The 15,664-nt window shown below is 40.3% G+C and carries 15 protein-coding genes and 1 other annotated feature; of the genes, 8 read left to right on the top strand and 7 right to left on the bottom strand.

The window, feature by feature from the left end:
• The 3 genes from ACCB35_RS10350 to ACCB35_RS10340 form a co-directional block, all read right to left on the bottom strand.
• Nucleotides 1-1,299, bottom strand: a complete 1,299-nt coding sequence (locus ACCB35_RS10350) for an arsenic transporter (protein WP_374056781.1) — start codon at nt 1,297-1,299, stop codon at nt 1-3.
• A gap of 14 nt (nt 1,300-1,313) precedes the next feature.
• Entirely contained in the window at nt 1,314-1,658 is a 345-nt protein-coding gene (locus tag ACCB35_RS10345; protein ID WP_374056780.1) for an ArsR/SmtB family transcription factor, read from the bottom strand.
• 196 nt (nt 1,659-1,854) lie between these two features.
• A complete protein-coding gene (locus tag ACCB35_RS10340) occupies nt 1,855-3,336 on the bottom strand; it encodes a SulP family inorganic anion transporter (RefSeq protein WP_374056779.1) in 1,482 nt (493 codons plus the stop codon).
• 268 nt (nt 3,337-3,604) lie between these two features.
• On the opposite strand from ACCB35_RS10340, the gene ACCB35_RS10335 reads away from it, so the two are divergent.
• Complete coding sequence (locus tag ACCB35_RS10335; RefSeq protein ID WP_044337224.1) at nt 3,605-4,021, top strand: universal stress protein; 417 nt, start codon at nt 3,605-3,607, stop codon at nt 4,019-4,021.
• Between the two features lie 131 nt (nt 4,022-4,152).
• Here ACCB35_RS10335 and ACCB35_RS10330 read toward each other — a convergent pair whose 3' ends face one another.
• On the bottom strand, nt 4,153-5,202 hold the full coding sequence (locus ACCB35_RS10330; RefSeq protein WP_374056778.1) for a M14 family metallopeptidase: 1,050 nt from the start codon (nt 5,200-5,202) through the stop codon (nt 4,153-4,155).
• Between the two features lie 253 nt (nt 5,203-5,455).
• On the bottom strand, nt 5,456-6,937 hold the full coding sequence (locus ACCB35_RS10325; RefSeq protein ID WP_374056777.1) for a lipase family alpha/beta hydrolase: 1,482 nt from the start codon (nt 6,935-6,937) through the stop codon (nt 5,456-5,458).
• Between the two features lie 402 nt (nt 6,938-7,339).
• Between ACCB35_RS10325 and ACCB35_RS10320 the strand changes: the two genes are divergently transcribed.
• From ACCB35_RS10320 to ACCB35_RS10310, 3 genes are all read left to right on the top strand, one after another.
• Nucleotides 7,340-9,031: a dihydroorotate dehydrogenase gene (locus tag ACCB35_RS10320; protein WP_374056776.1), complete on the top strand. Its 1,692-nt coding sequence runs from the start codon at nt 7,340-7,342 to the stop codon at nt 9,029-9,031.
• Nucleotides 9,032-9,232: 201 nt separating this feature from the next.
• On the top strand, nt 9,233-9,541 hold the full coding sequence (locus ACCB35_RS10315) for a PadR family transcriptional regulator (RefSeq protein WP_044337228.1): 309 nt from the start codon (nt 9,233-9,235) through the stop codon (nt 9,539-9,541).
• Complete coding sequence (locus ACCB35_RS10310; protein WP_374056991.1) at nt 9,513-10,745, top strand: chromate transporter; 1,233 nt, start codon at nt 9,513-9,515, stop codon at nt 10,743-10,745. The genes ACCB35_RS10315 and ACCB35_RS10310 overlap by 29 nt, the downstream gene beginning before the upstream one ends.
• A 126-nt stretch (nt 10,746-10,871) precedes the next feature.
• Here the strand turns inward: ACCB35_RS10310 and pssA are convergent, their stop codons facing one another.
• Nucleotides 10,872-11,546: a CDP-diacylglycerol--serine O-phosphatidyltransferase gene (gene pssA, locus ACCB35_RS10305; RefSeq protein ID WP_044337230.1), complete on the bottom strand. Its 675-nt coding sequence runs from the start codon at nt 11,544-11,546 to the stop codon at nt 10,872-10,874.
• Between the two features lie 178 nt (nt 11,547-11,724).
• On the opposite strand from pssA, the gene ACCB35_RS10300 reads away from it, so the two are divergent.
• The 4 genes from ACCB35_RS10300 (at nt 11,725) to ACCB35_RS10285 (ending at nt 15,171) form a co-directional block, all read left to right on the top strand.
• A complete protein-coding gene (locus tag ACCB35_RS10300) occupies nt 11,725-12,192 on the top strand; it encodes a DUF2062 domain-containing protein (protein WP_374056775.1) in 468 nt (155 codons plus the stop codon).
• Between the two features lie 225 nt (nt 12,193-12,417).
• Nucleotides 12,418-12,642 (top strand): hypothetical protein, encoded by a 225-nt coding sequence (locus ACCB35_RS10295; protein ID WP_148969181.1) that lies wholly within the window; start codon nt 12,418-12,420, stop codon nt 12,640-12,642.
• A gap of 208 nt (nt 12,643-12,850) precedes the next feature.
• Nucleotides 12,851-13,060: a binding site (T-box leader), on the top strand.
• Between the two features lie 93 nt (nt 13,061-13,153).
• Complete coding sequence (locus ACCB35_RS10290) at nt 13,154-14,881, top strand: aromatic amino acid hydroxylase (RefSeq protein WP_374056774.1); 1,728 nt, start codon at nt 13,154-13,156, stop codon at nt 14,879-14,881.
• Nucleotides 14,878-15,171, top strand: coding sequence for a 4a-hydroxytetrahydrobiopterin dehydratase (locus tag ACCB35_RS10285; RefSeq protein ID WP_374056773.1), 294 nt, complete (start codon nt 14,878-14,880; stop codon nt 15,169-15,171). Before ACCB35_RS10290 ends, ACCB35_RS10285 begins: the two co-directional genes overlap by 4 nt.
• A 46-nt stretch (nt 15,172-15,217) precedes the next feature.
• Here ACCB35_RS10285 and ACCB35_RS10280 read toward each other — a convergent pair whose 3' ends face one another.
• Entirely contained in the window at nt 15,218-15,637 is a 420-nt protein-coding gene (locus ACCB35_RS10280) for a GNAT family N-acetyltransferase (RefSeq protein WP_374056772.1), read from the bottom strand.
• Nucleotides 15,638-15,664 lie beyond the last annotated feature (27 nt).

Here is a 15,664-nt window from a genome sequence, read left to right as displayed (position 1 = left end):
TTAAGATATGAACATTAACCAAATATATAAACCAATAAGGGTAATGAGTAGCGTTGGAACGGTTAAAACAATTCCCGTTTTAAAATATTGACCCCATGAGATTTTCACGCCCTTTAATGATAAAACGTGTAACCATAAGAGGGTTGCCAGTGAACCGATCGGGGTGATCTTCGGACCAAGATCAGAACCGATGACATTGGAATAAATAAGGGACTCCCGAATAACCCCTGTAGTGTTCGTATCCATAATCGCAATCGCATCGATCATAACGGTCGGCATATTGTTCATGACCGATGACAGTATGGCTGCAATGAACCCCATGGAAATTGTAGCAACGAACAGTCCTTGATCTGCAGCCACTTGGATAACATCCGTTAACACATTCGTCAGTCCTACGTTACGCAAACCATACACCACCACGTACATTCCGATCGAGAAGAATACAATCGCCCATGGGGCACCCTTAATGACCGTTTTCGTGTTGACAGCCGAGCTTCTCCTAGCCATTAATAAGAAGAAAATCGACACAATGCCTGCGATGATCGATACAGGAATGTGCAGTGATTCACTGATAAAGTAACCAACAAGCAAGATACCAAGTACAATCCAGGATAGCTTAAACATACGCTGATCTTTAATCGCTTCAACGGGTTTTTTTAGCTGGCTGGCATCATAATTCTTTGGAATGCTTTTTCTAAAGAACAGATACAGTACGAGGATGCTTGCAAACAATGAGAAGAAGTTTGGAATAATCATACGTGAAGCATATTCCACAAACCCGATATCAAAGAAATCGGCTGACACGATGTTCACAAGGTTACTGACGACAAGCGGCAATGAAGTCGTGTCGGCAATGAATCCACTTGCCATGATAAATGGAAAAACCATTTTTTCTTCAAAATTCAAGTTTCTCACCATTGCCAAAACAATCGGAGTCAATATCAATGCAGCTCCATCATTCGCAAAAAATGCTGCGACAACCGCTCCTAATAGGGAAACGTATACAAACATTTTGACGCCATTCCCTTTTGCTGCCCTCGCCATATGTAGAGCAGACCATTCAAAAAATCCAATTTCATCCAGAATCAATGAAATAATAATAATAGCAATGAATGCTAAAGTCGCATTCCAGACTATTCCTGTCACAGCCACGACATCCTGGAAATCGACAACCCCTACAATCAAGGCAAGGATCGCTCCTCCACAAGCAGACCAGCCAATGGACAATCCTTTAGGCTGCCAAATCACAAGCACCAATGTGGCTACAAAAATCATGGTAGCTAAAATTACTGATAACACGGGAAACCCTCCTCCTAATGACAAGAAATGCGTAATCCTTGCTTTTCTAATGCTGTTAATCGATCATCCTGATCAGGCAAGTGTTCCATCAAGCTTTGAACAAACGGATACGCATCACTTTCTTTATTAAGAGAGTAAAAGACCCATTGACCCCTTCTTAATTCTTTTACCAGCCCTGCATCCTTTAGTTTACGAATATGCTGAGAGATTGCAGGCTGACTCATTTTAAAAATCTCCACAAATTCACACACGCAGCAGTCGTTAGATTCCAATAGTTTCACCATAGTAAGACGGGTTTTATCCCCTAGAAGTTTTAACATCGTTGCGGCCCTTTCAATATCAACTTTTGAATCAAGCATGTAAACACCTCCTAAATCACATGTATTATTAGCATATTATTATTTACTTATATAACAAGAAAAAATAAAACTTTATCAAAGTCCTTATATAAGTTAATGCTTATATAATAAAATACTTATATGCTTATTTCAAGTGAAATTTTAGTAAATAGAAAAACTCTTAGTCAAATGACCAAGAGTTTTTCTAAATTCCCCGCTAATGATTAACCACTTTACCTAGTCCACCCGGCTTGTTATGCACAGCTAGTTTTTCTATTAGCCTATTACTTTCAGTATTTAATCCTGTTACATTTACCCTTACACCATTTTGATGATATTTAATGACGATTTTATCAATTGCCCCTACCGCTGAGTCATCCCATAAGTGAGCATGAGTTAAATCTAGGGTTACTTCTTTTACATCTTCATTGAAGTTGAAGCTTTCAACAAAATCTGTTACAGAAGCAAAGAACAATTGTCCTGAAACACGATAGACTTTTTTATGCTTATCATCGGATACCATGCTCGTAATCTTCACTTTTGAAATTTTTGATGCAAAGAAGATGGCACTCAAGATAATTCCCACTAGAACTCCTTTTGATAAATCATGTGTCACTAGGACAGTTATTACGGTCGCTATCATAACAACCGTATCGGTTATCGGTGTTTTGTGAATATTCTTTAAAGAAGACCAATCAAATGTCCCAATTGATACCATGAACATTACTCCAACAAGGGCAGCCATTGGAATTTGAACTAAGAAATCATTCAGGACGATGATAAGGATCATTAAGAAAACTCCCGCCACAAAAGCAGACAGTCTCCCTCGCCCTCCTGATTTTACATTGATGACGGATTGTCCGATCATCGCACACCCTGCCATACCACCAAAGAAACCTGACACAATGTTGGCAATACCTTGCCCTCTTGCCTCTTTATTTTTATTACTCGCTGTATCAGTCATGTCATCTACAATAGAAGCAGTTAAGAGTGACTCGACCAATCCAACAATCGCGATCGATAAAGAATAAGGAAAGATTATTTGCAGTGTTTCAATAGTAAATGGGATGTCAGGAATCAAGAATATAGGCAACGTTTGAGTTAGTTCACCCATGTCTCCCACAGTACGAACCCCACTTCCTGTTACAACAGCGAAAATCGTAACCGCTATAATGGCCACCAACGCTGAAGGCACAGCTTTTGTGAAACGTGGAAGGATGTAAATGACTCCCAGTGCTGCTGCAACCATTGCATACATGATCCATGATTCACCAACAAAATGAGGTAATTGTGCCGAGAAAATAAGGATTGCCAACGCGTTGACAAATCCAATCATAACGGAGCGTGGTACAAATTTCATTAAACGCCCTAGCTTCAGGACGCCCATGACAATTTGAATCACCCCTGTCAGGATTGTAGCCGCAAGTAAATACTGCAGACCGTGATCAGCTACCAGAGTCGTCATAAGCAAGGCTGTAGCACCCGTTGCAGCTGAAATCATGCCTGGACGTCCACCCACGAATGCAATGACTACTGCTATACAGAAGGAAGCGTACAACCCTATCATCGGGTCTACTCCTGCAATAATTGAGAAGGCAATCGCTTCCGGTATCAATGCCATCGCAACGACGATACCTGAAAGTACATCCCCTCTAACATTTCCAAACCACTCATATTTAATTTTTTGACTTAAACCCATAATGCACCTCTTCCTATTTATTTATGACTTTCAACTCTCATGAAAGTCGGGGCCGTTTAACACAAAGGACATTATATAATGGATCATTTCATTTGTGAAATGATTATGAAAGCGCAAACATGCAACTTTTTCTTCCTATTACTCTGGATTTCATCCGTTTTCTGATCAAGTTCAAATTCATGTAAAATTTACTTAAATATCTATAAAGGAAATTGAATAAAAATATAGAACTTAATACGAAACCCTTTTATCGGATGGAGGAATAGTAATGTTCAAACACATTCTTCTCGCAACAGACGGATCTGAACACTCTTTTAGGGCAGGAGAAAAAGCGATCGCTCTCGCAAGATGCCATGAAGGCTCTAAGATAGATATTGTTTATGTAGTAGACGGGAAGCAATCCAAGGAAGATGTTCTTCACCATTGGGGACTGGATGCAACAGACAAACGGAAGCAGAAACTGCAGATGATAGAACAAAAAGCCAAGCATGAAGGCATCGACTATGAGATTACCTTTTTACATGGCGAACCGGGTCCAACCATTGTTGAGCATGCGAACAAAAACAACTTCGATGCAGTAGTCATTGGAAGCCGTGGATTAAATGTGTTCCAAGAAATGGTCTTGGGAAGTGTTAGCCATAAAGTCGCAAAGAGGGCTAAATGTCCCGTGATGATTGTAAAATAGGTAAATACTTCCAAATAGGAAGTATTTCTCCATTTAATCCTTAGGTAATATTCGAGGTGAACTAATACGGAGAGTATATGAATAATTAAAAGAGCCCTTTCAGTCAAGAAAGGACCCTTTTTAATAAATCTTTATTCACTTTCACTGCGATTGTATGAACTTTCAGGAAGCGTGTCCCAGAAAGAAGTATCCGCATTCTCAATGGATCCGTCAGCAATGGCTTTCGCCGTTGCTTCTAAACTAATAACCGCTTGCTTGATGAGGTACCCATTACTCTTTTGACCCAGAACATAATCATCACGATAATGATCAGCCATCCCTCTCATTTCAAATAGAAGGGTCGCTATTCCATATTCAACCGCCAGTCCATTACGGCTGATTGTCGGTGCCGTTCCACCGATGTATTTTGATAACGTACCGAATCCCCGACTTTCCACCGTATTGTAAAGGACTGAACCCAGCTGTTTTGATTTTTCCACAACTTCAGGATCCACTTCTTCATTCGTTGGAAAAAGGATCGATCCCGATACGAGTTCATCTGTATCCCCAAGCGTTGTTTCGGCTCCTTGATGATGAAGATCGATCATATAATCAGGCTTGTATTTTTGAAGGACGTTTTCATGAAGAGCTTGTGTTTCCGGTTGTTCCCGGTCTACATGATCGCGATTTAGATCGACTTCGTTCGCATTATAGCGGGTGTGAGTTCCCGATACATAATCCTCTAGAGAGAAATTCACGTCCCCTTCTGCTCCATCCACATTTAATCGCGGAGCAACCAAAATATTCACGTGATCTAGCATTTCTTTTACTTCTTTTGAGTTTGATGTAAGGTGCTTGATGAACTGAAGGGCCCCTTCAGTCGTCAATGTTTCATTCCCATGCTGCTGAGTTAAGTATAGGATCGTAGGGTTATTTTCATTTGTTCCAAATTTCGCAAGGTAAAGATCTCGTCCTTTGACGGATTGACCATATACTTCTAAAGAAAGAGCATCTGATTTCTGATCTAAATGTTGGAGCATACTCGCCATTTCTTCATAATTATGAAGTCGCTCGTTTTTGATCGTCTCGTTTCCATTGTATCCTGGACCATTTGCAAGTACAGATGCACCCGGTGCAGAGTAAGCGATTCCTGATGCTACCAACACACCCGAAAGTGCACCAACCATTAATTTCTTCTTCATTATGTATTCCTCCTTATATTTCGACTCCCTAATCTATTTAGAGATAAATGGAATGAAACCCTTTTCCATTCGCAAAAATGAAACATTAGAACTGAACTACGGAACTTCGTGTGGATATAAATCCCTATTCCTTTACGGAAATTGTTGACTTTTGTCAAACTAATGGCAGGAGACAAATGATCCAGTCCCTAATCCCCGTGAAAAAAGAAGCTAATGGAACATCAGCTTCTCACCTAAAGTATTTCAACCTATCCTACTGTCCATAAACCTTCCCTGCAGCATCAACGTAAATGGTTTTAATAAAAGTTCTCTGGAACGTATTTTTGTCCTTGCTCCCTTCTACATCAATGGTCACATTATAGACTCCTTCTCCAAGCTTCGGAAGTTTTAATGAGTCGTCCTTTGCTTTCACCTTACTCTTCTTCAACTTACCATTCTTGTAATATTCAATGATCATGTCTGGTTGAAGCTTTAGCTTACTGTCCTTGGCTTTCAAGCTGATTTCATCCTGTGCTAAATCGATACTCAATGCATCATTCATCGCGCTTTCAAAAGTCACATGTAAGAGATACTTTTCGACTGAAGTCGAAGATGCTTCAACCGTCCACTCCCCTGGTGTCGGATCTTGAACGGTAACCTTATGGTGATACGCACCGTTAAAGAATGCACTATCATCCTTTTTCACCTTGAAGATCGAATTTGTTTTTTGACCAGGATCTTTTAGGATTAATTGTGAGGAAGAGTGATTACTGATCCAGTCAAATGTTACGGACTGAGCCCCTTCTTCTACAAAAACCTTTTCATGTTTCTTTCCACTAAATTCTCCTCCTCTAACAAATGAGGCAGCGTTCTCTGCAACGTTTGACTCGACCACACTTTTTGCGTTAAAGCCCGAGGTATTGGTCGATTCATTCAAATAATTTTTGAACAAGTTGAAGGTAGAGGAACCTTCTTTGACAGTGTAGTGATCCCAGTCCCCCACTCTAAGTTCTGTCCCGTAGGGGAGTCTCGAACTATTGACTGTAACGGCACCATCGTTGCTTCCATAAGCACTGAGATACAATCCACCCCAATACAAGGAGCTTCCGAAGCTTCCCCGTTTCGTCCCGCCAAACGTATAGACCGGATTTCTATTTACATTCGGATGATGGTCCGTTTCAGAACGGAAATAGCTCATATATCCTGTTTGCAGTGAATAAGTGGCATCATTCTTACTTCCCAGAATGCCTGTCAACCACCCCGCCCAGCTGCTATAAGCGAGATCTGCCAGCTGTGAACCATAATGGGGTGTGGAAAGGGTGATCACCCGTGCGACATACGGATAGGCACCATAGTGTACAAGTGCTGATTGCGTATCGATGCCTCCTTTACTGTGGGCCACAACCACCACCTTTTCACCGTAGTAATTGTAAATGTCGCGAATTTTCTGGGACAGGAGGGCACCGTTATCCCACATATTCTTTGTTGGGTACAGGTCGATAAAAGCGGTTTCATAACCATTTTGATAGGCTGTGTCATACATATTATTTCCGTTCCACCATGTGTTGGAAGAGCTATTTAACCCGTGAACAAAGAGGATCGGATGCTTGGAAGGGGCTACATACGAGGGTGTTGTTCCTACATACCACTGTCCGGGAACTCCAGAAGGATCATCTTTACCGAATGAACCTGCCTGGCTCCATGACGGCAGCAATAAAAATAGTGCAAAAACGAACATACAGATCTTTTTAATCATACACTCTCTCCTTTTCCGTTGAAATAAACCTGTAAAGTATATCGACAGAATTCAGTAGATATAACTGGACAGACGGAATTAAGGAAGAAAGAACTAAAAAATGTTCTGGTCTTTAACATAAACTATCATTATGAAGATCCAGATTCTCAGTCTTGTCTATATCACTTTTTTTCCTCAAAATATGTTTTCCAAAAATTCGTATCAAAGAAGTAATTCATTTGTTCACGTAAATACCCACTTCTTTAAATTCCGTACCCACTCTATCAAAATCCCTGATAGAATGATGGTATTACAAAAAATTGCGAGGAATGTGCTATGCCTGATTGGTCCTACCACGGAATATTTAAACCCGCTTTATCCAGACTCCCTGCTTACATATCGAGAGAGTTTATACATAGAGGAATGAGTACTATCGCTTCTCTGCCTCTGGGTCCTAACATCATCCATTTTCTAGGTAGAGAAGAGTGCTCCCCTAACCTGAATAAACAAATCAAAGGGATAGAATTTTCCAATCCTGTTGGGCTCTCCGGTAAAATTGACCCCTTGCTTACAGGTACATCTGCCTTTGTTCATTTGGGCTTTGGCTTTATTGAAATTGGTCCTGTAACTTTACAGGCTTCAACAGAACCCTCTCACCCTGTTGCAGATCATAATGAGGAGCGTATTCTGTTCCCAGGTCCCCTTGAATCCATCGGAATAGACAGGACTCTAAAGAAATTAAGTAAAGTTAGAAAGAAACAACCCCTCCTCATACGCCTGTCGGGGACACCAAAAGAATTATCCTTAATGATGAATAGATTAGATGTATTTGCAGATGGATATATTGTTGAAGGTGATGAAATTCACCCTACTTTTCATAGTGACAAACCGATTTTCATCTCAAATCCAACCTTAGAACTCCTCTCCAAATTGAACGTTGAAAATATTTCAGGAATCGTTGTGGAAGGGAATGAATTCAACACTCTCTTTTCAACTGTTTGTACATATAAAAAGACTATCCCGTTTCTATCAATCATTACATCAGGGGGAGTTCGTGAACCAAGTCAGGCACTATCTCTACTAAGGGAGGGTGCAGACCTCCTCCTCCTCTCTGATGAATATGTCTTTTCGGGTCCAGGTTTAACCAAACGCATTAACGAAGCATTACTGGATGATCTGAACGATCAGCTCCCCCCTCAAAAGGGATGGAAATCTTACTGGTATTTTGGTTTATTTATTTTTATAGGAGGACTCTTAGCCTTCCTATTTAGTTTAACGTCGGTGATTCTGCCCTATGATGAACATTATTTGGGTATGAAGAAGGAATCGATTGCTGGTTTCAACGACCGGATTATAAAATTTATGGCTCATGATCGGATGACATTAGCAGGTACTATGATTTCAGGAGGGATTGTGTATATGCAGCTCTCCTTCCATGGTGTCAGGAGAGGTCTACTATGGGCCAAACACTCAATAGACATTGCAGCCATTACAGGATTTCTGGGAATTTTCTTATTTATCGGATATGGCTATTTTGACTGGCTTCATCTTTTATTTTGGCTCGTTTTGCTACCTTTTTACGTATATGGCTGGATTCATACAAGGGGGATAAAAGGAACTCCATCATCTCGAAATCGAAGAAATCATAATATATGGATGCAATCCCTGTATGGTCAGCTTTCATTTGTCGTACTTGGATTTTCTTTTGTTCTTGGAGGTCTAGTCATTTCTTACTTTGGAATTACTTCTGTTTTTGTTCCGACGGATCTTCTTTACCTCTGTATGCCACCGGAGATTCTACATGAGTTCAATCAGAACCTCATTCCCGTTATCGCACATGATCGAGCGGGATTCGGCAGTGCTTTATTAAGTGTGGGATTACTAGTCTTAACTCTCTCACTTTGGGGCTTTCAGCAGGGAAATAAGTGGGTTTGGCGGACCCTTCTGATAGGGGGGCTCCCTGCCTTTATTTCGGGGATATATATTCATTTTGCTATCGGGTACACCTCATTTACCCATCTTCTGCCCGCCTACTTTGCCATCGGCTTATTTTTGATTGGCTTAGTCAAGACCTATTCATTTTTTTACAAAGATAGGGATGATGATGAACTTTAGCTGTATCCATAGTGGATATGGCTTTTTTTGTTGGGATTTTTACTACTAAGGAATCTATATGTAATTACCTACATGTTAAGAGTTTGTAAATTTACCGGAAGTTCATTGAATCAGTTCATTTTTCATGCTACATTCTTTGTATGAATTTTCGATATCGATTTTCGATATTGATTTCCGCTTTGAATAAAGGGAGGCGTTTCATTGGAAGACAAAGTTTTAAGGAAACTCTTTCTAGGTTTTATCCAGATTCATATACTCCATCATGCTAAAGAAGATCCTATTTATGGTACATGGATGTTAGAAGAATTAAGAGAACATGGATATAGCATAAGCTCCGGTACACTGTACCCTATTCTTCACTCAATGGAGACTGACGGATTATTAACAAAAGAAGAGAAAAACGTGGACGGCAAGATCAGGAAGTATTATTCAACTACAGATAAAGGCAATAAAGTGCTCAGTGAAGCACGTGATAAAGCCTATGAGCTATTTAAAGAAATCAAAGACTAACAAAGAAGGTGAAAGAATATTGAAAACATCAAGAAATTTAAAGTCCCTGATTGAAATACTTTTTATTTCAACAAGATTGGGGCTTACATCGTTCGGTGGACCGGTTGCCCATTTAGGATACTTTCATGAAGAATATGTTCGCAGAAGAAAATGGATGGATGAGAAAAGTTACGCTGATCTGGTCGCTCTTTGCCAATTTCTCCCGGGTCCTGCAAGCTCTCAAGTTGGAATGGGTATTGGTATCATGCGGGCAGGAGTGCTCGGAGGAATTGTTTCTTTTATAGGCTTTACACTCCCTTCTGTCGTTGCATTGATTCTTTTCGCCATCATTCTTCAAGGGTTTGATGTGGCAGATGCCGGATGGATACACGGGTTGAAAATTGTCGCAGTTGCAGTCGTTGCTCATGCTATTTTAGGAATGGCAAAAAAGTTGACGCCTGATTTAAAACGAAAAGCGATTGCATTGTTTGCTTTAGTGGTCATTTTATTATGGCAAACAGCGTTTTCACAAATTGGGATCATTCTACTTTCAGCTTTCATTGGATTTTTACTCTTTAAACAACATGAACCCGCCGATGAAGCCCGAATTGACTTCCCGATTTCTCGTAGATTCGCAGTGATTTGTTTAGCTATCTTCTTCGGTTTACTATTTCTTCTTCCGTTTTTGAGGGAATTGACATCCCTAGAATGGATCGCTTTATTCGATAGCTTTTACCGCTCCGGATCATTGGTTTTTGGTGGAGGTCATGTTGTCTTACCTCTCCTTGAACGGGAGTTTGTTCCCACCGGATGGTTAACGGAAGAAGCGTTTTTGGCAGGGTATGGTGCAGCCCAGGCGGTTCCTGGTCCCCTCTTCACCTTTGCAGCGTATATTGGTGCTGTGATTAATGGGTGGCAGGGCGGATTGCTTGCGACTTTCGCGATTTTCCTTCCAGCCTTTCTACTCATTTTAGGGACGCTTCCATTCTGGGATTCCCTCCGTAGGAATCCTAAGATAAAAGGCGCGCTGATGGGAGTCAATGCCGCTGTCGTAGGAATTTTGATTGCAGCGTTTTACCACCCGATATGGACTTCATCCATCCTTGCTCCACTGGATTTTGCCTTTGCTGCAGTTTTGTTTAGCATGCTGGTCTTTTGGAAACTTCCACCTTGGATCGTCGTGGTGACGGGAGCAGTGGGAGGACTCGTTATGGGTTTTATTTAATTCATTAAGTTAACTGAGTTAGGGACCTGCTCCTTGGCTTTCTGATAGTCAGAGTTTTAGGAATTGGATTTGCATAGTGGAGATAAAAAATGATCCAGGCAATGAGTGCCTGGATCATTTTTACTTTTATCTTTTTATAAATCGATACGCAAGATACGCGATATACAGGGGTGTAGCAATGTAAATTAAATAGGGAAACTCCTCATATGTACCCTTATATATAACGAATAGTAATGCTCCAATGAAGAGCGTCACAATCGTTCCATATTTGGGTAAAGGCACTTCCTTGAGACTCGGGATACGTATACGGCTCACCATGAGAAAGCACATTGCTGTAAAAATGACCGTTGTCACGATATTCGGAATAAAGTCTCCGAATAGGGTGAGGATCGCCAGGATCCCACCTGCTGCCGTAATCGGTACTCCCACGAAATAATGAAGAGACGACTTCGGCGGACTGGTATTGAATCTTGCCAGGCGATAAGCTCCGAATAATGGAAATAAACCTGCCACGATAAACCCTAATAATCCAAATTGAAAGAAATATGTATAATACACAAGGAAGGAAGGTGCGACTCCGAACGTGACAATATCGGCTAATGAATCCAATTCCTTTCCTAATACACTATCCGCTTGCAGCATCCTCGCCAGCCTGCCGTCCATGCTATCAAGCATCATACCAATAATAATGAGTATCGCTGCGTTTTTAAATTGTCCGCTAGCGGCAAACCCAATTGATAAGAAACCGCAATACAGATTTCCCAACGTGACCATATTGGGTATTTTTTTCGTTAGTTTCATCTTTTATCCTCACTCTACCAAAAATTATATTACTTCTAGGATACCATGTTACAGATTTTCTTAAAGAAATGTTGTGAAAAAACTTCTAAAAAGCTTTTAAAATTTCATATTTAGAAACCAGAAAGTTGACCATACTATTTACTGAGTATGAAAGTAAACGATAATTGGTGTTGATCTCATGATTAGAAAAAAGCTTCGTGAATGTAAATGTCTTACTCTTAAACTATTGCGTCTTAAAGATAACACCCATAGTATTGCATTAGGATTCACGGTTGGATTATTAATCAACTTCGTTCCATCTTTTGGCATAGGTCCATTCATTTCCACAGCAGTTGCAAAGGTGTTTAAAGGGAACTCATTCGCTGGATTAGTAGGAGGGGTTTCCTTGATTTGGGCTTTCCCTTTTTTTTTCTACTTGAATCTTGTTGTAGGATATCTTTTCTACCCCATTGATGTAATCGCTCCGTCAATAAACTACTCCAGTGAAGCAGTAGATGTAGGGCTGCAATTGGGGAAAGCATTTTTTATCGGCATGTTCATCAATCTCCCCATTTTCGGTATCCTCACGTACTTCATCATCAATACCATTTTTAGAAAATACCGGGAGACGATGCTTATGTATGTTCATAAGAAGTGGAACTTATAGTTTATTCCACTTTGTCTTTGTCCAGATATTCTCCGCGAAAAATAATTGTTACTGAAACTCTCCTCTTTATTTAGAAAACATGAAACTCTTTTATGTTTTTATTCGTATATTCTTCTAAGAAGATTCTATCTTAACATTACCACACTATATACTAATCCACCTCGTGTTTTGTTATAATTTAACTATTAAGTAACGAATACGATTAGGAGAAAAAGGAGGATTGTCATGACTGGAACCATTGCTGTTATCATGATCTTTTCAATACCCATCCTCGGAATCATAACGGACCACTTCCAAAAACAATCCAAGCTAAAACAAAAAATGATAGAAGACCAACTCGAACTTGAAAAACTGAAACACGAAAATTTTGTGATTGAAACCCAGAAAATGAGACTGGAATTAGAACAGATGAAACTTCAGGATCATCAGGAAAAAACACAAATTTTATAACTAATAGCGCCAGGTTTTCCTGGCGTTTTTTATCTGAGGGGCTATTTTTAAGCACGTTAGCTTCAGTTTTATATCTGCCAAATTCCTTTAATTGAAATTACCAACACCTTTATTGATTCTTAAATAAACATCATATACACGTAAAAACCCCTTGACTTTAACGCTTAAAAGCGTTTAAGATATAAAGCATCTTGATCATACATATTTATGAAGAGCTTTGATGGATTTGAAGTAGTGGTCTCCTCCCTGTTATAGAGAGCTAGTGGTGCTGGGAACTAGTACATAGGAAAATCATGAATTACGTTTCTTGAGCTTCTTGTTCTGTAGTGGAACAAGACGGTTATTGTCCGTTATCAATTCGAGTGGTAGGCAATTTGCTTACAACAAGGGTGGTACCGCGATCTTTTTCGTCCCTGCTGATTTATTCAGCAGGGATTTTTTGTATGTATCTACTTTCGCGCATAAAAGCGTTTAAGCACTAAATAACATCTTGAAATAAGGAGAGTTTAATATGAACCAAACCATTCCAAGTCATTTACGCCAATTTGTAGCTGAACAGCATTATCATTCATACACCCCTATCGATCATGCCGTGTGGCGCTATGTGATGAGACAGAATTATCACTTTCTTGAAGATACCGCTCATGAAGCTTTCACTGTAGGATTAAAAGCCTCCGGTATTAACATACACGAAATTCCTAAGGTAAGTGATATGAACCGGCACTTAGCGAAAATTGGCTGGGGGGCTGCAATTGTAGACGGTTTGATCCCTGGTACAGCGTTCTTTGATTTCCAGGCTCACGGAATTCTCCCAATAGCGACGGATATTCGTCAAAAATCGAATATCGAATACACCCCTGCTCCTGATATATTGCATGAAGCAGCCGGACACGCTCCAATTTTGTTTAATGAAACCTATTCCCGATTTGTAAAGATAATCGGCAATATCGGAGCAAACGCTTTTGCCACTGAAGAAGAACACGAAGTATTTGAAGCAACCAGGCATTTATCCATTGTGATGGAGAATCCATGCTCCACTGAGAAAGAAATTGAAGATGCAAAGCAGGTGTTAATTGAAAAGCAAGAGGCCGTTTCCGGTCTTTCTGAAGCAGAACAAATTTCACGAATCTTTTGGTGGACTGTGGAATTCGGTTTAATCGGTGATTTTCATCAACCGAAGATTTTCGGTGCAGGACTGCTTTCATCGGTTGGAGAAAGCAAGCACTGTTTATCAAGTGAAGTGATCAAAAGGCCGTTCTCCATCGAAGACGCCATCCATACCAGCTATGATGTTACCTCTATGCAAACTCAATTATTTGTTTGTGAAAGTTTCGACCAACTCATTGAAGACGTCGAGAAATTCGGAGAGACCATGGCTTTCCGTAAAGGTGGAACAGAAGCTATAGATAAAGCGATACATTCTAATCAACTTGCTCATATCGAATACAATTCAGGATTACAAGTCACCGGCATCTTCAGAGAAGTAATAAAAAATGAGCATGGTGAAGCTATCTACGTCAAAACCGTAGGACCTACTTCACTTTCCATCCAAGACGAGCAGCTCGATCATCACGGGACAGACCATCACGCTGATGGCTTTGGTGCACCTATCGGTATCCTTGAGGATGGTACCATTCTTGAGGACCAGACCGAAGCGGATTTAAGGAAGCTTGGCATTGAGATGAATAAAATGATGCAAATCACATTTGATGGTGGGATTGAAGTCTCTGGACATGTGACGAATCTCGTCTTTCACCATCATCATCTTGTTCTCATATCAATTGATGAATGTATGGTGACTTTGGGTGAACACGTTTTATTCCACCCTTCATGGGGAACTTACGATTTGGCAGTAGGCAGTGAAATCGTTTCAGCGCGTCCACATGCGGCTGATTATGGTGCTTTCTTCGGACACACCCCACTCATTGAAGAAGAGGATGGCAAACCCCGTGATCTTACACCATTGGACAGCCTCTTTAGAGAGGTCAGAGAACTGAGAGAAGTAGCCTTTTCCATAGATCTTATTCATAGTATAGTTGGCAGGCTGAAAGAGGATTTCCCTGAAGAGTGGCTGCTTAGACTTGAAATGATTGAACTATTGCAGATTCACGAGCCGGAATCTCAGTTAAAGGAAGAGCTTCTGAAAGACTTAAATATATTAAGTAAGCAGGATCGGTTTGCACGTCTCATTCAAAATGGTCTTGATGTCATATATGGAAGGAAAGGAGTTATGGTATGAAGAAGTTAAGTGAAGCTGCCATTTCTCATAAACTTGAAACTCTTGAGAAATGGCGCATTAAAGAAGAGAAATGGATTGAACGGCGCTACCGGTTCAAGAATTATCTTGAAGGAATAAGGTTTGTCAACAAGCTGGCAGAGGCAGCGGAGGAAGTGAATCACCATCCATTTATAACGATTCAATACAAATTGGTTATAGTAGAGTTGACTTCCTGGAGTGAAAATGGCCTCACGGATTTGGACTTCGATGTGGCGATTCAGTATGAAAAGCTCTATAAGGAAATGGTGTAAACAAAAGAGACGGTCACACGTGGCCGTCTCTCTTTTTCAATGCCTCTTAATCCAAATACTCACCCGTCAAACTTGAATTCAAATATCTAGCCATACCCGTTTTCAGTTTCTTCATTCCATGTTTTCTATAAAACTCTTCATTACCGGTTGTGGAGATTAATTGAACGCAGGAAACATCTTTTAACTGCTCTAAAAGGTCACTCATGATGAGACTGCCGATTCCAATTTTTTGATACTCTAGATGAACGACCACATCATATATTGCTGCATTGAATACACCATCCGTTAGGGCTCTTCCAACTCCAATGATCCTACCATCACTTATAGCGAAAGTGACTATATCACTTCTTTGAAAAACCTTGGTAATTACTTCATTTGAATGCTTCAACCAACCTGCTGACTGGTACACTGCACGTATCTCATCTATCTTATCCGGATCATATTTGTTATGGATCCCGATCTCCATTATGCTTTGCTCCTCCCATCTAGGTTT

Source organism: Rossellomorea sp. FM04394 (genome assembly GCF_041889765.1).
Lineage (GTDB): Bacteria > Bacillota > Bacilli > Bacillales > Bacillaceae_B > Rossellomorea > Rossellomorea aquimaris_B.
Note: the sequence above shows the minus strand (reverse complement) of the source record. Positions and strands in the feature narration are given on the sequence as shown.